A 20,267-nucleotide genomic window follows, 5' to 3' on the forward strand; every position below is an offset into this window, starting at 1 on the left:
TTCTTAATTTTTGGTTTGATTATCATTAACTGTTAGCTCCTCGTTATTTCTAATTTTGTATCAGTAATTTTTAATACAAAATTCAGATATGAAGATAGCAACAACAGTGATGGCTTTGTCCTTTCTTTTCATCGGACAGGCATTTGCGCAGCATAAAAAATCAAACCCAAAAACAATGAATGCAACCGAACAAAACGAACATTATACTTTCTTACTCAGCAATAAAGTTAACCGAAAAGCGGTTACCTTTAAAAATCGTTACGGAATAACGCTTTCCGGAGATTTATACCTTCCCAAGAATACTGGAAAAGAAAAATTAGCAGCTTTGGCAATCAGCGGACCGTTTGGTGCGGTAAAAGAACAGTCTTCCGGTTTGTATGCCAATCAAATGGCGGAAAGAGGGTTTGCCGTTATCGCTTTTGATCCTTCTTACACAGGCGAAAGTGGAGGTGAGCCGAGAGATATTGCTTCCCCCGACATCAATACCGAAGATTTCAGTGCGGCAGTTGATTTCTTAGGACTTCAACACAATGTAGACCGAAATAAGATCGGTATTATCGGAATTTGCGGATTTGGAGGGATGGCTCTGAATGCTACGGCGATAGATAAGCGGATAAAAGCCGTTGCCACCACCAGTATGTATGATATGACAAGAGTAATTTCTAAAGGATATAATGATGTAGTTACACTTGAGCAACGAACAAAAACGCTCGAAGATCTGAACCAACAAAGATGGAAAGATGCGGAAACAGGAGAACAGGCATATACATCTTCTCATCTCCCGGAAAAATTAACTGGTAGCGAGCCTCAATTTATAAAAGATTATTTCAATTATTACAAAACACCAAGAGGTTTTCATGAACGTTCGGTAAATTCAACAAAAGGATGGAGGCTAACAAGCGCACTTTCATTCATGAATATGCCTATTTTAAGCTACATAAAAGAAATTTCACCTAGACCTATGCTTTTAATTGCTGGTGAAAATGCACATTCAAGGTACTTCTCAGAAGACATTTACAAAATGGCTGCAGAACCGAAAGAATTGATGATTATTCCGAATGCGGTTCACGTAGATTTATACGATAAAGTAGATGTGATTCCCTTTGAAAAACTGGAAAATTTCTTCAGAACTCATTTGAAATAATTGAACACTGCAATAGCTGAATCCGTTTTTTAAAATAGCGGATTTAGCCTTTTAATTTCTCTAAATATATAAGAATGAGCTTTAACCAAGATATTTTCGCCCGATTGAGAAATGGTGAAACAATAATGCCCGATGACCCGGAAACGTATAAATTGCTGGAGGCTTCCTATGAGGTTAAGAAACAATTGATTCAGTTAAATAATTCCACAGAGCCGGATGAGATTTTGAAAAGATTAAGTGAAATAGTCGGTGGAAAGTTGAAGAATGTAGCGGTGTTTACACCCATTTATATCAATTATGGAAAGAATCTTAACATCGGTAAGAATGTATTCATCAACTTCGACTGTACTTTTCTGACTGTACAGATATTCCTAAAATAAGTGATTTTCCGGCAGGTGAAGAAAACACGGCTTATGCGCAGTATTTTATTGGCAAGTCCTATTTAGCACCGCTTACAAGCAATAAAGATGTAAATGTTCCCCTTTCTAATGTCACATTTGAACCGGGTTGTCGCAATAACTGGCACAGTCACACAGGCGGACAACTTTTGATTGTAGTGGGCGGCGAAGGTTTATATCAGGAAAGAGGAAAACCTGTGCGTCGTTTAAAACCCGGAGATATTGTAGAAATTGCTCCGAATGTTGAGCATTGGCACGGTGCAACTGCTGACAATTGGTTTTCGCATTTAGCAACGAATGGAAATCCGCAAACCAATCAGAATATTTGGCTGGAAGCGGTTTCCGATGAAGAATTTGCTGAAGCCAACAAAAAATAATGGTAAGTAATAAGTAAGTTTTATGTAAAATTACTATTTGGTACGCTAAAGTATGTTATCGCCAAAAGTAATTTCGAATGCTACATCTTTTGTCTTGGCAATCCAATTTCATGTTCCTGGGGATATGGTTTCCTAAAAGTCATACTAACATCCTCATGCAAATTACGCTGGGCTTCCAATGATTTTTCTTTATCCATAGAATATCTTGGATCCGGAATAAAAGGCATTTTTGCCATTTTATGAATAGTAACAGTAGGGAAGTGAAAATCGACCTCCACTGTTCCCAATAAGAGATAGCAGCCACCACCCTGAAAAGGATATTCTTCAAGACAGCTGGGAAAATGAGCCGTATCAAAATATTCTCCTTCTGCATCAATCCAGGTTCCGAAGTACATGGTTCCTTTTTTTGTGGGTACATGCTTTCTTGAAATAAGATACGCCAGCATTTTCACCTGACATTTATGAAACTTCAATAAATCTTTTACCAAAACAGAACCTCTGTATCGAGTTTGTAATAAATCAAAAGGGCTGAATGAAACGGGGAAACCTAATATTTCTATTTCATCAAAAGCATCTTCAAACCGGTTTCTTTCTATAGAAGGAAGCTGATAATCTTTTTGGGGCTCGTCCAATAAAGTCAGATGCCTGAAAGGAACCTTATGAGTTCCCAGAAGAAATCTTGATTCAATCAGCAGTTCATGTTTCTGTTTTCCGGTAAAGCGGAATGCTCCGATAAAGATTAAAATTTGTAGTGTTTCGATGCCAATAGGAATTCTTTTAACAAAATTTTCCAGGGAAGTATACTCTCCATTCTGATTTCTTTCTTCAGAAATAAGTTGCGCTAATTTAAGTTCCAACCTTTCAATATGCATCAATCCCAAATAAACGTCCGAACCATAGACCGTTGTCTGGTATTCACTCAGATTGACACAGGGATTATGGATAGCAGCTCCCGACATCCGGGCTTCATGAATATAAACCTCAGTTCTGTAGAATCCTCCACCGTTATTAATAGCAGAAACCATAAACTCAATAGGGAAGTAGACTTTCAGATATAAGCTCTGGTAGCTTTCTACGGCATAGGAAGCAGAATGTGCTTTACAGAATGAGTATCCTGCAAAAGATTCGATCTGCCGGTATACTTCCATAGATAACTTTTCGGGGTGTCCTAATCTTTTACAGGATTTAAAGAAGTTATCTTTTACTTTCTGTAATGCAGATAAAGATCTGCCTTTACCACTCATTGCTCTTCTCAGGACATCACCATCAGGTGCAGATAACCCTCCGAAGTGAAGTGCAATTTTAATAACATCCTCCTGATATACCATAATACCGTAGGTTTCTCCCAGTTCTTTTTCAAAAACCTCATGGAAGTACTCAAATTTTGAGGGATTATTGTGCCTGAAGATATATTCCCGCATCATTCCGCTTTGTGCAACTCCGGGGCGGATAATGGAAGAGGCGGCAACCAGTACTTTGTAATTGTCGCACTTCAGTCTTCGAAGTAACCCCCGCATAGCGGGTGACTCAATATAAAAACAGCCGATTGTCTTTCCGGAACTTAAGAATTCATTACATTGGGCTTCATCTTTTGAGAGAGAAGTATCCCGGATATCGATATCAATTCCTCTTTTTTCCTTCACTAGCTTTACCGTATCATTTATGGTACCTAAACCTCTCTGTGAGAGAATATCAAATTTTTCAAGGCCAATCTCTTCAGCAGTGTACATATCGAACTGTACAATCGGAAAACCTTTGGGAGGCATTTCGAGTGCAGAATAATTGGTGATAGGTTCTTCTGAGATCAGAATCCCACAGGAATGCATACTTCTCTGGTTAGGAAACTTTTCTAAGAGTTTTCCATAATAGTGGACCTGTCTTGATACCGAATTGCTATCATGTTCCTGAATTGGTTTTGTTACGAGCATATCCAGTTCCTCTTTTGGAAGTCCGAAAACTTTTCCTACTTCCCGGAAAATAGAACGGTATTTAAATTCAACATTGGTCCCGCAGAAGGCAACATGGTCTTTACCATATTTACCAAAAATATATTCCAGGATGATATCCCTGGTTTGCCAGCTCCAGTCAATGTCAAAATCAGGAGGCGTTTTCCGGTTGAGGTTTAAAAATCTCTCAAAGTACAGATCCAGTTCCAAAGGGCATATATCAGTAATACCGATGCAGTAGCTGACCATAGAATTGGCGCCGCTGCCTCTTCCTATGTGCATGAATCCCATGCGGTTGCTGTATTGGATAATGTCCCAGGTGATGAGGAAATAAGCACAGAAATTAAGCTGATCAATAACTGCTAATTCTTTATCCACCCTTTCTTTTGCCTGTAGATTGTCTTCGGAGTATCTTTTTGAAAGGCCCTCATACGCTAACTTCTTTAAAAGCTCAAAATCATTTTCCCTGCTATCAGTGAAATGCTTTTTGTTTTTAGGGGTTGAAAAGTCAAAATCAAAATGACAAGTATTGACAATATATTTTGTGTTTTCAATAATTTGTGGCTCATGCTGAAACTGAGCCAAAAGCTTTTTTTTATCAGTAAACATTTCATTGTCTTTACAGTAATGAGCTTCTGTTAGCTTACTGATCAAGGTATTGAGATCAATGGCCCTTAGTATTTTATGAAGCTCATATTCTTCAGGAGTTGTAAAGGTAACGGGATGCAGGATGACCATTTTATGGATGAACGGTTTCAATTCAGGTTGAATTAAAAGGTTGAGCTGGTCCTTTCTGATACCTATAAATTCATGATCTGCTAATTGTTCCGGAATATTCTCCAGTGGGTAAATAACAAAAGTATCTGTAAAATCAGGATTTGCTTTAGGAATTTCAATGCCTTCACAGTTATATGCGGTTAAAAGCCTGTTAACTTCTGCAATGCTTTTTTGATTTTTAGCCAGGCAGATATAATACAGTTCATCCTGAACCCGTATTTCCACTCCGACAATCGGTTTGATATTATACTCCTGGCAAAGTTTATAAAAATCATAGATCCCGGTAATGGTATTGATATCTGTAAGAGCTAAGGTTTTAATATTAAAATGTACAGCCTGCTGTACCAGATCTTGAATAGAAATAGTCCCATACCGAAGGCTGTGATAAGAATGACAATTCAGAAACATCTTATACTTATTTTAATAAACCTGAGGCTCTTCCTACACTTGAAGTTCCAAACCTGTTCTTGATTTTATCCATTGTCTGATACAGTGATATCAACTCTTCCGTATCTTCAAAGAGATCCATTTGATGGCATCCGTGAACCAGTCCGGTAAACTTTACTCCAATTAACCTGATTCTCATACGTCTGGTATATACTTTTTTAAAAAGTTCTAAAACATACCTGAGCAGGGTATGGTCAGCTGAGGTGTAAGGAATTCTGCATTGTTTGGTTTCCGTATCAAAATTGGCATACCGGAGTTTTACCACTACTACCGATACCAGCCATTTCTCTGCCCGGAGCTGATAACAGAGTTTTTCAACCATTCCTGAGAGTATACTTTGAATCCCCTGAATATCTATAGTATCCTGAGCAAAAGTATCTTCTGTAGAAATGGATTTTCGTTCAGAGTAGGGAACGACAGGGGATTCATCAATTCCGTGTGCTTTTTTCCAAAGTTCATTTCCGTTTTTACCAATCAGCTGCCCAAGCACATCAACAGGCATTTCAGAAAGTGTTTGTATCGTTCTGATCCCCAGTCTTGAGAGCAGTTGAAAGGTTACATCTCCAACCATAGGAATCTTCTTTACCGAAAGCGGGTTTAAAAACGGCTGTATGTCAGACTGTTTCACTTCCAATCTTCCGATTGGCTTTGATTCTCCGGTTCCGATTTTGGATACGGTCTTATTGGTGGATAGAGCAAAACTTATCGGTAAACCTGTATTTTTCTGCACGCTTTCCGCTATTTCATGGGTCCATTTATAGCATCCGAAAAACTGATCCATTCCGGAAAGATCCAGATAAAATTCATCGATACTTGCCTTTTCAAGAACAGGTACTTTTTCCTGAATAATCTCCGTTACCATATGGGACATATTGGAATACATTTCCATATCTCCCTTAATGACTTTTGCTTCGGGACACAAGCGCAAAGCCATTTTGATCGGCATGGCACTCCTTACTCCGAAAAAACGGGTTTCGTAAGAGCATGACGCCACAACACCACGATCTCCACCTCCTATGATCACAGGCTTATTCTCGAGTTCAGAGTTTTTCAGCCTTTCACAGGAAACAAAGAACGTATCTAAATCCATATGTACAATTGCTCTTTCCATGTGGTAAAATTAGTTACTTTTTGAAACAAATTTTGTATTTTTGTTGTCTAAAATTGTAACAATGTCAAAATTCTCTGATAACATCGTGTTTTTGAGAGGAAAGAAAAATATGACTCAGCAAGAACTGGCAGATCTATTATTTCTTACCCGATCCAGATATGTCGCCTATGAATATGGCAGAACGGAACCTCCTATTGAAATATTGCTTAGAATTTCAAAATTCTATAACATCAGCATTGACCTACTATTAACTGTAGATGTCAGAAAATTTTCTATCGATGAACTCATGGAGCTTCCTGAGAACAGGATTGTTCTGCCTATAAAGGTTGATCAGGATGGAAACAATCAGATTGAGATTATTCCCCAAAAAGCTTCTATGGGCTATTTGAATGGCTATGGAGATCCGGAATACATAGAAAGTCTGGAGACTATATCATTGCCTTTTTTAAAAGGTGGCAAGTTTAGGGCATTTCCGGCTGACGGGGATTCAATGCCTCCCTATAAGAATGGAACCTATATTGTGGGAAAATATGTAGAAAATCTTTCGGACTTGAAAACGGACAGAACGTATGTTTTCATTACTACCAATGATGGTATCAGCTACAAGAGATTTCAGTTTCATGAAGCAGATGGTATATGGGTGAAGGCTGACAATCAATTTTATGAGCCTTATAAAATTCCATTGCCTGAAATTAAAGAGATCTGGGAATTTGCCTGTAGTATTAACACCAAAGAATATGAACCTGATGAATTTTCAGAACATCATATTCAAAATTTTATCACAGAAATTAAAACCGATATCAAACAGATCAAAGAAAAAATGGGAGATAAGAATTGAATTTATTTTGAGTACGCGGCATAATTAAAAAACTTCCCCGAAGGGAAGTAAAAACACAATTGATGAAAAAAAAAATTCCGTAGAAACGGAATAAAGCAAAGTTAAATAATTTAAAGAAAAAACTACAATGAGTCAGCTTAGTTTATTTGATGCCGAAGAATTGTATGAGTTTCCAAAAGATCTTTTGGAATACAAGGAAAACTTCCTGAATAGGGAAGAAGCTGACTTGCTTAAAAACAAATTATTGGAAACCGCTCCCTGGGAACAGCGGACGCAGAAAATGTACGATAAGATGGTACTTACTCCAAGATTAACGGCCTGGTATGGTGATTCAAAGTATAACGATTCTGAAGCAGATAAAAAGCCAACGAATCCATGGACTCCTGAATTGTTTACATTAAAACAAAGAATCGAAAAGGAATTTGGCTGCCAATTCAATGGCGTTCTGTTAAACCTATACCGTGATCATAATGATTCCGTTGCCTGGCATCAGGATAAAGAAAGCCGATATGGTAAACGTCCGGTTATCGCATCCATAAGTCTTGGACAAACCAGAAACTTTGATTTCAGAAAAAAAGACCATCATCAGAGTAAATACAGTCTGCCATTGCCTCACGGATCACTCCTTATCATGAAAGGCGATCTTCAGGAACACTGGGAACATCGCATTGCGAAATCAACCATACGAATGAAAGAACGAATTAATCTGACATTTCGTTTAATATTACCCAATCTGTAAGCTTCTGAAGACGGATTGATAATCATTTTTAAGAGTTTCTTCATTTAAATGATATTTTCCAAAATTCAAATAAGAAAAGAAATCTTCATTTTGGAAATCTTTAAAGGCTTTGGGATAAAAATCTTCTGTATCTAAAATTTCCACAGCGTCAGAATGTGTATTGAAATCAATAATTTTATTAAAATGATTTTGATTACCATAAAACCATTCTATACGAATGGAACCATTTATAATACTTCCTGCAAAACCGGTATCATTGCCCTGTCCAATATATATAGTTGGTCCGAATGCAATATTGCTTCGATACTTATTCTTTTGATCATGCTTGAGGTAATCTGTAAATTCTTTTGTGACTTTATTAAAGTATATTTTAATATAAAAATTACTTATATGTTCCTGCCCTAAGATGAAGAGTCTTAGTGGAGTAATATCTACATAATCCAGTAAATTACTTGTCATAATTTTACATCCCGCATGCTTTGCAAAATAACGATAGAGGTTCATTTTAGATGCCTTCCAATCATTACCAAAGATCTCTTGATAGTTAATTTGGTTTGAGGTTTCTATCATATTATTGATAAGATCAGTATTTTCAAAGAATTCTGTATAAGCAATATCTGCATTTCTTGTCTGATTATTGTTACAGTCAATGCAAATGACTTTTGGGAATTTGATCAGTTTATCTTTTGGTGAATTGAATGGATGCAAATTTTCACCATCATAATAGATAGCATCAAATGACTTACCGAATTGACGCCGGATATCAGACGCCTTAAATTTATGTTCCTCAGAATTCGCTTCATTATTTTGACATATCCAACATTTCATAGTTTTTCAAGGATTTTAAGAGGTTTGATTTTTTCGTTTTAAGTCTAAGATTTCTTTTATATTAGGAGGATATTCTCCATTAAAATATTCATAGATCAAGGGATTTCTAGAAAAAAAATGACCTGTCAGGTCTACCCAAGTTTCGATGGGTATTGTACCATTTATTTTAAACAATTTTTTTGACTTTGACTTAATTTGTGAATGATCTTTCCTATTATAATTAAGGTCAGAATCTCGTCTTCGGAGATATTCTTCTTCAGTATAGAAATGAAACGCTCCATCAAAATGTCTAAAACTAAGGGTGTTCATATCAAATTCTGCATGTACATATCGGACTGGAAAATAAATAATATTATCAATTTTTATTTTGATATGTTCACTTTTAAATTCTTCTGCCTGAAACGTTTTAATATTTTTTGATAAAGCCCATTTGATATCTAAGGAATAAGTATCTGCAAAGAAAAAATTAATTTCAGAATCGTTAAAATCAGGAGAAGGCCTTAGTTTTACCAATTGATCAGAAATGCTTTCTACATTTTGATTAAAAACAGAACCATACCAGGTATCTAGCTCTAAGATAGCCGCATTATTTACATCAATTTTTAAATTGTGTTGATCCAGGCTTATTTTTATTTCATCATAAACGGTAGGGTCTATATCCCAGAATTTATTAATGAATCGGGGCTGGAAACCATTTAGCGAGGAGTAGCTACGTCGAAATAAAGGGTTAGCCATTGTTATATAATTATCTGCAAAAAAATAGCCGTCAGAGAATATTTGCTTTTTAAATTTAGAATTGAGCAGCTTATAATCTAAAAGACCGTCTTTATCAGGAAGTAGATCTTCATTTAACTTCAAAAGAATATCATGTGATTCAACAACAATGCCTGATATTTGGGTGTACCTAAAATCTTGAGTAGTTAATTCTATATTTTTACTCGCTGCAAAACGGATAAAGTCAAGAATTATTTTTTCATTGTCTTTCAATGCCTTTTCTGCTTCTTTTTCCAGTTGCTTAATATAATTTTCTCTAAAATCAGACATTTCACTCATAATCGGTAGTCCTTACTATTAAATGCTTTGTAAGTTACGATGCTTTTGGTTAAGATTCCATCATTCAATATTCTTTTTTCGTAACTACGAAAAAGTAGTGATTTTATATGATTTCTCTTGTTCAATTTTACATCACCAATAATCATAAAAATCACAGTTATGAATATCGAAAGAACAGAATTTATAGCCTGGATGGAGAGAATCATGGAAAGATTTGACCTACTGAAAGAACAAATGCTCAAGAACCAGTCCAGATTTATAGAAGTAGACGGAGAGCAGCTTCTTGATAACCAGGATGTTTTACAGCTTTTAAAGATAAGTTCCCGATCATTACAGCGGTACCGGACTGATAAAAAGCTGCCTTATTATACCATCAGCGGAAAGCTGTACTATAAGCTTTCGGATGTCCATCAACTGATCAGAGAATGTTTAAACTCTTGATGGTAATAAGACATCAGCAGCCAAATTATTCATCACCATTCCAATCTTTTAGAGCATCATAATTGAGCTTATACCTTGGTTCCATTAAATGAAATACAATGGAAAATGAATTGATAAACGCTCAGGAATCCAATGAACTCAAACCATCAGCAGACACACTCCTTGTCCTGAACATTCATACCAATCAGGTTGAGCTGGTCAAAGGTGTAGATAAAGAAGGGAATCTTCAAAAAGTTCCTCCACAAGAAAAAAAGGATAATGAGCAGCTGATCAGCGTTGATAAACATGGAGATATTTTCTCCAACTTCTTTTCCAACTTTTACCGGCAGCTCAAAAATCCCACGCATTTCAACTTTTTTAAAGTTTCAGAATACGATGCCATCAATACCGCCAAGGATCTTCAAAAATATGTTGATCAGGCATCACCTGAAGAAAAAGAAAAACTGAAAGGCTACGAAGTTTTACCTCAACACAACAACAATCCAAAAAATCAAAATACAATGGACAACAACACAGACAATCAGGAGTACCGTTTTCAGCCGGAACAGATCGACTGGAAAACGATGGAAAAATTCGGACTTAATCAGGAAAAGCTTGAAAAAATGAATGCGATGGATGCATTACTCAGAGGTTTTAAAACCAATACATTAATTCCGATTACTATTAATTTGGGAACGGCAGTAAGCAAAATGGATGTTCGATTATCCCTTCAGACAGGTGATACGGGACAGGTTGCCGTTCATCTACATGGTATCCGAAAAGAACCTAATCTTAACAGTAAATTCTTAGGCCATGAGTTCACGGATGAAGACAAGAAGAATCTTAAGGAAACCGGGAATATGGGCAGGGTAGTAGATCTGATCAATCCTAAGACAGATGAAATTATTCCATCGGTTATAAGCCGTGATCGTTTAACCAATGAATTGGTAGCCTATAGAGCAGAGTACATGAAAATTCCTGATGAAATCAAAGGAATTAGGCTTGATGAACACCAAAAACAAACTTTACTGGAAGGAAGACCATTGTATCTTGAAGGGATGACTTCCAAAAAAGGTGAACTTTTCGATGCTACCGTACAGTTCAATGCAGACAAGCGGTATGTGGAATTTCTGTTCAATAATAATCAGACACCGCAACAAAGACAACAACACAATCAACAGCAAACTCAATCTACGGATCAAGAAGCACCCAAAGTATTCAGGGGAAAAGAACTGGATGATTCACAGTATGAAAAATTCAAAGCTGGGCAAACCGTGTACGTTGACGGTCTTACCGATGCTAAAGGTAAAGCCTATCAAGGTTATATTACCTTCAACAAAGAGACTTCCAAAACCGATTTCTCCTTCAATCACCCTAATAAGCTCAAAGAAGAGGCAAAACCTACAGAAGATCATAAAATCCAAACTGCGGTTAACACCCTGGGTAAAACCAATGAAGCTACTAAAAATGTGAAGGAGCCTTTAGAATCAAAACAGCAGCAGCCTGCCAGTCAACAGCAGGAAGACCAGCAAAAAAAGGTTAGAAAACCAAGAGGACCCAAACTATAATAAACATCTAAATCCATCATATGAAAGCAATCATCGCAGAAAAACCGAGTGTCGCAAGAGAAATCGCACAATTATTAGGAGCCCATGAAAAGAAAGATGGTTATCTATCCGGTAACGGATACTGTGTCACTTGGGCATTGGGACATTTGATATCGTTAGGAATGCCAGAAGATTATGGTATAAGAGGCTTTAAGAAAGCCTCTTTGCCTATCTTTCCCAACCCTTTTATTCTAACTCCCAAAAAACTAAAGAAAGCAAAAGGCTATGAGCCTGATCCTTCCGCTTTAAAACAACTCAACACCATACAACAAGTCATCAAGCAATGCAGCAGTATTATTGTCGCCACAGATGCAGGAAGGGAAGGAGAGCTGATCTTCCGTTATATCTATCATTACCTACAATGCAACAAACCTTTTGAAAGACTCTGGATCAGTTCCCTGACAGAAAAAGCAATACAGGATGGTTTTAAAAACCTTCAGCCAGGCGATGCCTTTGACGGTTTGTATCAAGCAGCTAAAGCCAGAAGTGAAGCGGACTGGCTCGTAGGAATCAATGCAACCCAGGCATTAACCATCGGAGGAAACCAAGATGTTTATTCATTAGGCAGAGTGCAGACACCAACCCTTGCTTTAATCTGTCAACGGTTTCTTCAGCATCAAAACTTCACCAAGCAAAAATACTTTCAAATCCAGCTGAGCCACAGAAAAGAATATACAGACTTCACCAGTCTTTCACTATTACAATGGGAAGAAAAAAAGCAGGCAGAACAAATCCAAAAGATTATAGAGCGAGAGGGAAGAGCTATTGTAGAAGATGTATCTGTTAAAACAGTACAGGAGCAATCTCCCTTACTTTTCGACCTCACTGAATTACAGAAAGAAGCCAACAGAAAACTGGGGCTTTCTGCTGATGAGGTTTTACAAACAGCCCAAAGCCTCTATGAGAAACAGTTCATCACTTACCCCAGAACCGGCAGCAAATATATTCCTGAGGATCTATGGACTGATATTCCTGAACTTGTCAGAATACTGAATCAGACCGAACCCTTCAAAGCCGCCATAACCCATCTAAAATTCGGAAACTTCAACAAGCGGATTGTGAATGATGTAAAAGTTACCGACCATCACGGATTACTCATAACAACCAAAACACCTTCTGCACTTAGCGCTACGGAAAAAGCCATTTATGATATGATTGCTTACCGCTTGTTGGAATCACTATCCCACACCTGTACAAAGCAAGTCACCCAGATCCAGATAAAAGTCCATCATTACGAATTCCAGATCAAGGGCTCAAAAATACTCAACAAAGGCTGGCGAGCCATCAAAGGGATTCTTTCTGACAATGAAAATTCCAATAACGCTAACGAAGACCTTACAGAACTTCCGGAATTCAAAATCGGAGATGAGTTGAAGATTTCAAAAACCGAATTATTGGAAAAAACAACCCAGCCTCCCAAACTTTACACAGAGGCTGACCTCTTATCAGTGATGGAAAATGCAGGCAGATCTATTGAAAATAAAGAAGATCAGAAAGCACTCTCCAATATTGGCATCGGAACCCCTGCCACCAGGGCATCCATTATTGAAACCCTGCTCAGCAGAAACTATATCGTCAGAAAAAGCAAAACCCTGCATCCCACTGATAAAGGCTTACAGGTTTACAACCTTGTTAAAGACAAAAAAATAGCCAATGTCCAAATGACCGCAGAATGGGAAATAGCGCTGGATAAAATTGAAAAAGGTGAACTCAATAAAACCCAATTCATGAACGACATCCAAGCCTACACAGCAGAAATCACCAGCGAACTTTTATCACTCCATATTCCCCAAGAAAACATCCCACAACTCAAATGCCCCAAATGCCAACAACACAATCTTATTATCAAGGATAAAATTGTCAAATGTCCCGATGAGCAGTGCAACTGGATTCTCTTCAGAATTATTTGCGGAGTACAACTCAATATTAAAGATCTTACTTTACTATTAACTCAAAACAAAACATCATTAATCAAAAACATGAAAAGCAAAAACGGTAAAAAGTTTGATGCTTACCTATTACTGAAGGATGATTTCAGTACATCATTTGAATTTATAAACAAGAATTAATTTAAAGAAAATAATAATGTAAAGAAGCAGCCAATAAGCTGCTTCTACATTTTACATTTTATCCAAGTCTAATCCCCTTTTTCGTGCTCGTGAGGTTTTAGCTTTGGATGCTTAGGTTGATTGGGAGGGGTTACCCTTCTTCTTCTGTCAGGCTCTCCATCTGGTTTTTTAGGCTTGGGGCCTGGCTTGATTGCTTCGATTGTATTCATAGTACAATAAAGATTAATTAATAATTATTTTGATATCAAAACAGATTAATACCAGATCAAAAGTAAATTTTTGGTCACCATTTTCATTACGGAAAGCCGTAACCGCTGGTTTCTGAAAAGATGGATAACGTATTTTAGACAATCAATTTTGATTGCAATTACCTCCTTCTAGGAGCGCTTCTTGTATGTGGTCTAACATAAGTTCCATCTTTTCGCGTATAACCTTTAACATGTACTGATCCGCCTGAATTTGATTGAGAACTGTAACTAGAGGATGATCTTACTGATGGAGAAGAATACGATGAGGTTTTAGAATAGTCACTATAAGCTGTGTAGCTGGGCTTATAGGCCCACCCGTAATAATTTCCCCATTTAAGTTTGCTGTAATTTTTCTTACCAGCTTTTGAAGACAAGAAAACTTCCGTATCTTTAGGAATAGTGGTAACTGATTTGCTGCTGTCACTGCTGTAGTAAAGAGGCGTGTCTTCCTGTAGTCTAACAGTGTAATAGTTGGTACATGAAATAACGGAGAGAAGTAATACAAGATAAAGTAATGATTTTTTCATTGTAGTTAATTTTATATCTGCAAATCTAAATGAACTTTAAAAGAACTAATTACGGTTTTCCGTAGTCTCAAAAATTTTACGTTAGGAACGTTTAAAGCCTTGATTAACAAATAAAAAAAAATTAAACCTATGGGAAATTCACTAAATATTTGCTACCTTACATTATCTCTTAAAGATTAAAACTAATGGCAATTGAAAAATCTACAGGTTATACTGAAACAGAAAGAATATTAGCAAAACTATGTGATGCTACTTTCTTAAAACTATGGTCTTATCCAAATCCTTACAAAGAAGATACAAAGGAATTGTGTGATTTAATGGCTGTCTTTGACAATAAGATTTTTTTATTTTTTGATCGTGAAAGTAGGAAATTTGATAATTTGGAGGGTGATATTGATGTGCAATGGAAACGCTGGCACAAAAATGTAATTGAGAACCAAATAAGAACAGCGGAAGGAGCAAGAAGATATGTACTTGAAAATCCCGATAAAATATATTTGGACAGTAAAAAAACAACACCTTTTCCGATACTCATACCTCATGAAAATTTAACTATATATAGTATTATTATTGCTCATGGAGCAGCGGAAGCTTGTTTGCGGCATTCACCCGAAAATATTAACGGAAGTCTTGCTGTAACTTACAGTAAAAGGGAAAAATTAGGGCTTGATATTCCTTTTCTCGTGGAGCTAGATAGTAATAAACCTATTCATATTTTTGATACCTTTAATTTAGAAATCATTCTTAAAGAATTAGATACTGTATACGATTTTTCTGAATATCTTTCAGAGAAAGAGAAGGCTTTAAAGCACTATGAAAGTATTACTTATTGCGGAGAAGAAGATCTATTAGCTAATTACTTTCAAAACTTTGATGCGGTAAAGCAAAAGCATTTTGTTGGAGTAATAGATGAAAAAGCAACCAGCATTATGATTTCCGAAGGTGGGTGGAACTCCTTTGAAAATTCAGCTTTGTACAAAAGCAGAAAAGAAGCAAATAAAACATCTGAAATGTGGGATAATTTACTTCAATATACTACACAAAATGCCTTAGATCAAACTCTTAAAGGAAATAGTAACATCTTTAAAGGTGAAAGCGCTATTTGTGAAATGGCCAAAGAACCTAGATTTTTTAGAAGAACCTTGTCTGATCTTATGATACGAGCTATAGAGGGATTTCCTGGAGATGGGACAACGCTTATGCGTAATTTATCTATTATGCCATCCTTTTATAAAAATACAGTTTATGTCTTTTTACAATTACACGATCCCAGAAATAAGGATTACGATAATGAATATAGACCTAAAAGACAAGCGCTGCTTGAGATTGCCTGTGGTGTGACAAAAAACAAATTTCCTAAATATGAAAAAATAATAGGGATTGCTTTTGACGCTCCTAAATTTACTCAAACCAATTCTGAGGATTTCATTCTGCTTAACGCAAAGGATTGGTCCGAAGACGATATTTTGTATTATTCGGATGCAAATAAAAACATTAATTTCTTAGAAACTAAAAAAATGGTTCGGGAAACATTAACTGTTAGGGATTTTCCAATTAACAATAATTTGAGCCGTCATAAAAAAATTGGTAGAAATGACCAATGTCCTTGCGGCTCTGGAAAAAAGTATAAGAAATGCTGTATTGGTCTCAAGAAGTAATATCGTTGGTCTATAATCATTTATTTATACAGAGATAGTTTTTATTAAACACTTATCTATTAAGCATTATATAATTTTATTTTCCTAATAAGAAACCGTTTGCAACTTTTGTTAGGGACTTATTATTAGTCTATTAATGTTTTTAGTACGTTTATCAGCTTTTCTCTTTCTCCACTTCCCGTCGTCGAAAACCTTACCAACGGAATTCTATACTTCTCCAGGATCTCATTTTTCATGATATCTCTTTCGGCTTGTCGGCTTTCTTGTTTATGATATTCATATCCATCCACTTCAATCGCTAATACAGGATTTTTCCCCAGCTTATTATAGATCAGGAAATCAAGATGGGTGGCGTGATGTCTGGTATAACGCTCTTGTTCAGGATTTAATTTTGAAAAATCTAACAAAAGATTTCTCAATGGATGATGCAGAATAACGCCATACTTTGAAAATTGATCATCGGACAAAACTTCCTTAATTAACGCATACATTAGATTCTCACTGTCGAAAACAGATTTCTTTTTTTGATCCAATAAAAGAGTTCTTCTTTTTTCTTCATACCCTTTGTACAGGTAATCAAAAATAGAGTGTACCTCACTCTTGATCGTGCTGAAATTATTATAATCTATATAGCGGATCAGATCGGAGATATTCGTGTCATTGTCATTTTCATTTCCGTTCACCAATAGAATCAGCTGATCTTTGGCTCTGGAAATGGCTACATTCAATCTATTCGGGTTGTCGGTGAATTCTGAGATTTCATTATCTACAGTAGAGAGAATGATTACATCATTTTCTCTTCCCTGAAATTTATCCACCGTATCGGCTTTGATATCTGTTCCGTGAAATGTTCTTTGCAGTGCTAAGGTCTGATTACGGTATGGCGTTACAATTCCCAGATTCACACCCTCCAGCTTTTGCTGTGGAATGATTTCCTCAATAATCACATCAATCTGTCGCTGATTCTCTCTTTGCCGCGCATGATTGCCTTCAGTTGTTTTATAGACTAGTAAAGGTTCTCTTTCCATCTGTCCTTCAGAAAGAATAATCAACTGATCATTATAAAACTTACGGTTACAAAAATCGATGATTTTAGGATGGCAGCGATAATGTTCTTTTAACAGGGTTTTAGGTACTTCCGGGAATACTTCTGTGATAGAAGAAAGCAAACTATGATTGGAATAGCGATAAGGTTCCGGGATATCATAGTTCTTAAAGATCTGATCGGTATTTTCTGCTGTTTCAGAATCCACGACATTGGGAAGCTGTTTTAAATCTCCTACAATGACGGCCTGCTTCGCGCAGGATAATGCGAGTACACCTGTAGCCAAATCAACCTGTGAAGATTCATCCACGATCACATAATCGTAGACTACGTTTTCAGCAAGGCTTCTTCTTAGTGAGTAGGTGGTACTCATAATGACAGGATAATCTTTAATAAATTCTTCTGATTTAAAACGAAGATCCCATTCGGTATATTCTGAACGTTTTTCTTCTTTATATTTTTGGTAGAGTTTGTTTTTAAACAGCTGCATCGATCCTTCTGTATATTCTTTCATTTTATCATGGAAGGAAAAATGCTGTAATGTATTTTGCAGTTCCTGCTTTCTGAAATCAAGCTCTGAAATTTTTACTCCATAGTATTTTGCCTGGACAATTCTGATCATTTCTTCATACGATAAGGTATAAAAAATCTTATCTCTTACCCCATACAGAAAAGGAAATATCAGTTTACGCCACCAGTAAAATTTCTTGCCTGTTTTCTCATAGTCTTCCAAGGTAACCCATAAAGAAAGCAGCTGATCTGAACTGACATTCTTTTTAAAACGGATTTCAGTTGCCAAAGTGACATCATTTGTAAAATGCTGATGTTCTGTTTTGATCTTATCTATTTCGAGTGTAAGTAAAGCCAGTTCATTCTTAAGTTCCAATTTTTCAGCAAGTTCAGCAAAAAGAAGTGGAGTAGATTGAATAAGAGATTGTTCCTGTTCTTTCTCTAATCTAAAACCTGATAAATCCGGAATTTCAGTCTGAGCATCGATAAATTCTTTTTTATTCTGACTGCTTCCCAATAATGCCGCTATAAAAGAAACTCCCTTACTCTCCAGCTTCTCAAAAACATTTTTTGTTGCCGAATTATTGCTTGAAACCACAGCCACACTCTGATTATTCATTACCGCATTGGCAATAATATTAAGAATAGTCTGTGTCTTTCCTGTTCCGGGAGGACCTTCAATAACACTTAACGGATTTGAAAACGCATGGTCAACTCCCGTTTTCTGACTCAGATTAAAACCAAAAGGAAAGATTTCAATAGGAGAGGCGTGGTAATTCTTACCGGGTTCTTTCCCATTAAGATAATTGTAAAGAATTGAAGTCTCAGGAATAAAACGAATACTCCCATAGCTATTGGCAAGAATGTTATTGCCTTCCTCTGTCTTCAAACCAACACTTTCTGCAATCGCCTTTAGATAAGAAAAAATATTTCCTGCTCTCTCACTCTGAATAGCAGATCTCAACATCTTAATTCTATGTTGGGGATAAGAATAGGCTTTCCCACTGTTCTTATACACCACGACACACTTATTGCCCTCAAAATAATAAGAATCTATCTCATCAGTTCTGTTCTTATCATCAATATATATCGCTTGTTCTTTTAGTTTATGTATGGTAGATTTTTGCATAATAGCGGATTAAATTCCTGATATTAATTCTTTAAGTTTCTGCATATTGGGGTCTTTCTCTATAGGGTTTATATCGTTAAATGAGTTCTTAGAAAGGGTTTCGTTCAATATTTTTACCTTTTGGAGCATTGGTACAACGTATTTTAGAAAATGGTTAAAATGTTCAGAAACATCTGAATACTTTGTTGCAAGTTTATAACCAGGTTTACCAGAATGGCTTACAATAAATAGTCCTTCATATCTTAGGTCTCTGATTAATATTCTGACTCTTTCACTTTTGATATTAGGAAAAAAATTATTGAGATAAATAAGCAGTTCAGTTGTTGAGACTAAACGATTAGGATTTAGTTCTGACTGGAATCGTAGGTATTCTAGTAGTCTAGCTTTTTCTTTAGTTTTTTGAACATTGGTTGATTCTAAGAATTTCTGAATTAACTGATAGTTCATTCTCATGATTTGCCTGTCAAGTTCGGGTTTGCCCTCTATTTCTTTTGTTATATAGCTTTCGAAAGGAAAATATGAAATTGAAGTTCTTGCATGCAGGAGATTGAACAATTCAATATATTGGTGATCAAAATGACTTGTACAAAAGACCTTGCCCAAGCATCCTGAAATAAAATCTGCAATTTGTATGAGTTTTTCATCTTTATCATCAAAAATTTCAAAGCTTCTGTCCTGATTAAATAAATCACGGTTAATGCTTTTTTCCCTAACATAATCTTGCAGCTCCTGTTTAAATTCTTCTCCTACTTTATCAGCATTGATAGAATAGCTTTCATAGATTTTGTTATATTTTTCTACAAATAATGACTGGAAATATTTATAAAAAGTTCTTTTGATTTTTAAACCTTCCCCGAAAAGTTTTGATTTATCGACTACCATGATATCAATAACGAAGTCCAATCTTTCAACAAATTCAATTAGAATATCTTTTCTCTTTTTAAAGTTTTTGTTTTTGATATTACTGGATTTAAGATTTTCTCCAAGTCTATATTTTATACAGATATCTTTCAATACTTTTCTTGCTTTTTCAATATCTGTATCTTTTATAATTACCGAGGTGTAAATAAAATGAGAAAAAGTTCCTTCTTTGGAAAGGTCAAGGTGTGCATTTCCAAATTCGTCGATAAAAATTTTGGCTGGAATCATCAGTTAAATTAAGTTTATAATCTGTCTGATAGTAAAGTTACGGAATACTATTTTGAAAAAAGATAGTTATTTTAATTCTACAGTCCTCTAATAATGTATTCACAAAAATCTTAATGCTTCGAAATTTTTTGAAAAGTTACCTTTTAATTCGAACAACTGTCCAAATTAAAGAGTGATAAAGATTTTAAAATTTTATTTTCCTGTTGTTTCTTATGTGGTTAATTTTGTTGTGTTTCCAGGTGTTTTC

General features: G+C 35.9%; 17 protein-coding genes. 9 read left to right on the forward strand and 8 right to left on the reverse strand.

Annotated elements, in window-relative coordinates:
- Nucleotides 1–88: 88 nt before the first annotated feature.
- The 3 genes from EL165_RS24085 (at nt 89) to EL165_RS26420 (ending at nt 1,919) form a co-directional block, all read left to right on the forward strand.
- Nucleotides 89–1,144, forward strand: a complete 1,056-nt coding sequence (locus EL165_RS24085; protein ID WP_002980975.1) for an alpha/beta hydrolase — start codon at nt 89–91, stop codon at nt 1,142–1,144.
- A 74-nt stretch (nt 1,145–1,218) separates the two neighbouring features.
- Complete coding sequence (locus EL165_RS24090; RefSeq protein WP_002980974.1) at nt 1,219–1,524, forward strand: LbetaH domain-containing protein; 306 nt, start codon at nt 1,219–1,221, stop codon at nt 1,522–1,524.
- 47 nt (nt 1,525–1,571) lie between these two features.
- The gene (locus EL165_RS26420) at nt 1,572–1,919 is read left to right on the forward strand and encodes a cupin domain-containing protein (RefSeq protein ID WP_228370566.1); all 348 of its coding nucleotides are present in this window, start codon (nt 1,572–1,574) and stop codon (nt 1,917–1,919) included.
- An 80-nt stretch (nt 1,920–1,999) separates the two neighbouring features.
- On the opposite strand, the gene EL165_RS24100 is transcribed toward EL165_RS26420, so the two are convergent.
- On the reverse strand, nt 2,000–5,050 hold the full coding sequence (locus tag EL165_RS24100; RefSeq protein WP_002980972.1) for a DNA polymerase III subunit alpha: 3,051 nt from the start codon (nt 5,048–5,050) through the stop codon (nt 2,000–2,002).
- Nucleotides 5,051–5,057: 7 nt separating this feature from the next.
- Complete coding sequence (gene dinB, locus EL165_RS24105; protein ID WP_002980971.1) at nt 5,058–6,200, reverse strand: DNA polymerase IV; 1,143 nt, start codon at nt 6,198–6,200, stop codon at nt 5,058–5,060.
- A 61-nt stretch (nt 6,201–6,261) separates the two neighbouring features.
- Between dinB and EL165_RS24110 the strand changes: the two genes are divergently transcribed.
- Both EL165_RS24110 and EL165_RS24115 read left to right on the forward strand, forming a co-directional pair.
- Complete coding sequence (locus tag EL165_RS24110; protein WP_002980970.1) at nt 6,262–7,038, forward strand: XRE family transcriptional regulator; 777 nt, start codon at nt 6,262–6,264, stop codon at nt 7,036–7,038.
- 127 nt (nt 7,039–7,165) lie between these two features.
- Entirely contained in the window at nt 7,166–7,777 is a 612-nt protein-coding gene (locus EL165_RS24115; protein ID WP_002980969.1) for an alpha-ketoglutarate-dependent dioxygenase AlkB family protein, read from the forward strand.
- Here the strand turns inward: EL165_RS24115 and EL165_RS24120 are convergent.
- Nucleotides 7,763–8,605: a hypothetical protein gene (locus EL165_RS24120; protein ID WP_002980968.1), complete on the reverse strand. Its 843-nt coding sequence runs from the start codon at nt 8,603–8,605 to the stop codon at nt 7,763–7,765. The two genes, EL165_RS24115 and EL165_RS24120, sit on opposite strands and share 15 nt — an antisense overlap.
- Before the next feature lie 15 nt (nt 8,606–8,620).
- Entirely contained in the window at nt 8,621–9,658 is a 1,038-nt protein-coding gene (locus EL165_RS24125; RefSeq protein ID WP_002980967.1) for a hypothetical protein, read from the reverse strand.
- A 159-nt stretch (nt 9,659–9,817) separates the two neighbouring features.
- Here EL165_RS24125 and EL165_RS24130 point away from each other — a divergent pair, with 159 nt between their 5' ends.
- The 3 genes from EL165_RS24130 to EL165_RS24140 all read left to right on the forward strand — a co-directional run bounded on the left by EL165_RS24130 (nt 9,818) and on the right by EL165_RS24140 (nt 13,754).
- Nucleotides 9,818–10,099 (forward strand): helix-turn-helix domain-containing protein, encoded by a 282-nt coding sequence (locus EL165_RS24130; protein WP_002980966.1) that lies wholly within the window; start codon nt 9,818–9,820, stop codon nt 10,097–10,099.
- Between the two features lie 98 nt (nt 10,100–10,197).
- A complete protein-coding gene (locus tag EL165_RS24135) occupies nt 10,198–11,646 on the forward strand; it encodes a DUF3945 domain-containing protein (RefSeq protein ID WP_002980965.1) in 1,449 nt (482 codons plus the stop codon).
- Between the two features lie 20 nt (nt 11,647–11,666).
- Complete coding sequence (locus EL165_RS24140; protein ID WP_002980964.1) at nt 11,667–13,754, forward strand: type IA DNA topoisomerase; 2,088 nt, start codon at nt 11,667–11,669, stop codon at nt 13,752–13,754.
- A 68-nt stretch (nt 13,755–13,822) separates the two neighbouring features.
- On the opposite strand, the gene EL165_RS25990 is transcribed toward EL165_RS24140, so the two are convergent.
- Together EL165_RS25990 and EL165_RS24145 are read right to left on the reverse strand one after the other, a co-directional pair.
- Nucleotides 13,823–13,963, reverse strand: a complete 141-nt coding sequence (locus EL165_RS25990) for a hypothetical protein (protein WP_002980963.1) — start codon at nt 13,961–13,963, stop codon at nt 13,823–13,825.
- A gap of 158 nt (nt 13,964–14,121) precedes the next feature.
- The gene (locus tag EL165_RS24145; RefSeq protein ID WP_002980961.1) at nt 14,122–14,529 is read right to left on the reverse strand and encodes a hypothetical protein; all 408 of its coding nucleotides are present in this window, start codon (nt 14,527–14,529) and stop codon (nt 14,122–14,124) included.
- Nucleotides 14,530–14,714: 185 nt separating this feature from the next.
- Here EL165_RS24145 and EL165_RS24150 point away from each other — a divergent pair, with 185 nt between their 5' ends.
- Complete coding sequence (locus tag EL165_RS24150) at nt 14,715–16,187, forward strand: SEC-C metal-binding domain-containing protein (protein ID WP_002980960.1); 1,473 nt, start codon at nt 14,715–14,717, stop codon at nt 16,185–16,187.
- Nucleotides 16,188–16,312: 125 nt separating this feature from the next.
- Here EL165_RS24150 and EL165_RS24155 read toward each other — a convergent pair whose 3' ends face one another.
- Together EL165_RS24155 and EL165_RS24160 are read right to left on the reverse strand one after the other, a co-directional pair.
- Nucleotides 16,313–18,871 (reverse strand): AAA domain-containing protein, encoded by a 2,559-nt coding sequence (locus tag EL165_RS24155; RefSeq protein WP_002980959.1) that lies wholly within the window; start codon nt 18,869–18,871, stop codon nt 16,313–16,315.
- Between the two features lie 9 nt (nt 18,872–18,880).
- Nucleotides 18,881–20,020, reverse strand: coding sequence for a DUF3800 domain-containing protein (locus EL165_RS24160; protein ID WP_002980958.1), 1,140 nt, complete (start codon nt 20,018–20,020; stop codon nt 18,881–18,883).
- Between the last annotated feature and the right edge of the window lie 247 nt (nt 20,021–20,267).

It is taken from the genome of Chryseobacterium gleum (genome assembly GCF_900636535.1).
Taxonomy (GTDB): Bacteria; Bacteroidota; Bacteroidia; order Flavobacteriales; family Weeksellaceae; genus Chryseobacterium; species Chryseobacterium gleum.

Excerpts from the sequence above, each read along its gene's own strand:
- EL165_RS24085 (WP_002980975.1), top strand. The coding sequence starts at position 89 with ATGAAGATAGCAACAACAGTGATGGCTTTGTCCTTTCTTTTCATCGGA.
- EL165_RS24090 (WP_002980974.1), top strand. The coding sequence starts at position 1,219 with ATGAGCTTTAACCAAGATATTTTCGCCCGATTGAGAAATGGTGAAACA.
- EL165_RS24100 (WP_002980972.1), bottom strand. The coding sequence starts at position 5,050 with ATGTTTCTGAATTGTCATTCTTATCACAGCCTTCGGTATGGGACTATT.
- dinB (WP_002980971.1), bottom strand. The coding sequence starts at position 6,200 with ATGGAAAGAGCAATTGTACATATGGATTTAGATACGTTCTTTGTTTCC.
- EL165_RS24110 (WP_002980970.1), top strand. The coding sequence starts at position 6,262 with ATGTCAAAATTCTCTGATAACATCGTGTTTTTGAGAGGAAAGAAAAAT.
- EL165_RS24115 (WP_002980969.1), top strand. The coding sequence starts at position 7,166 with ATGAGTCAGCTTAGTTTATTTGATGCCGAAGAATTGTATGAGTTTCCA.
- EL165_RS24120 (WP_002980968.1), bottom strand. The coding sequence starts at position 8,605 with ATGAAATGTTGGATATGTCAAAATAATGAAGCGAATTCTGAGGAACAT.
- EL165_RS24125 (WP_002980967.1), bottom strand. The coding sequence starts at position 9,658 with ATGAGTGAAATGTCTGATTTTAGAGAAAATTATATTAAGCAACTGGAA.
- EL165_RS24130 (WP_002980966.1), top strand. The coding sequence starts at position 9,818 with ATGAATATCGAAAGAACAGAATTTATAGCCTGGATGGAGAGAATCATG.
- EL165_RS24135 (WP_002980965.1), top strand. The coding sequence starts at position 10,198 with ATGGAAAATGAATTGATAAACGCTCAGGAATCCAATGAACTCAAACCA.
- EL165_RS24140 (WP_002980964.1), top strand. The coding sequence starts at position 11,667 with ATGAAAGCAATCATCGCAGAAAAACCGAGTGTCGCAAGAGAAATCGCA.
- EL165_RS25990 (WP_002980963.1), bottom strand. The coding sequence starts at position 13,963 with ATGAATACAATCGAAGCAATCAAGCCAGGCCCCAAGCCTAAAAAACCA.
- EL165_RS24145 (WP_002980961.1), bottom strand. The coding sequence starts at position 14,529 with ATGAAAAAATCATTACTTTATCTTGTATTACTTCTCTCCGTTATTTCA.
- EL165_RS24150 (WP_002980960.1), top strand. The coding sequence starts at position 14,715 with ATGGCAATTGAAAAATCTACAGGTTATACTGAAACAGAAAGAATATTA.
- EL165_RS24155 (WP_002980959.1), bottom strand. The coding sequence starts at position 18,871 with ATGCAAAAATCTACCATACATAAACTAAAAGAACAAGCGATATATATT.
- EL165_RS24160 (WP_002980958.1), bottom strand. The coding sequence starts at position 20,020 with ATGATTCCAGCCAAAATTTTTATCGACGAATTTGGAAATGCACACCTT.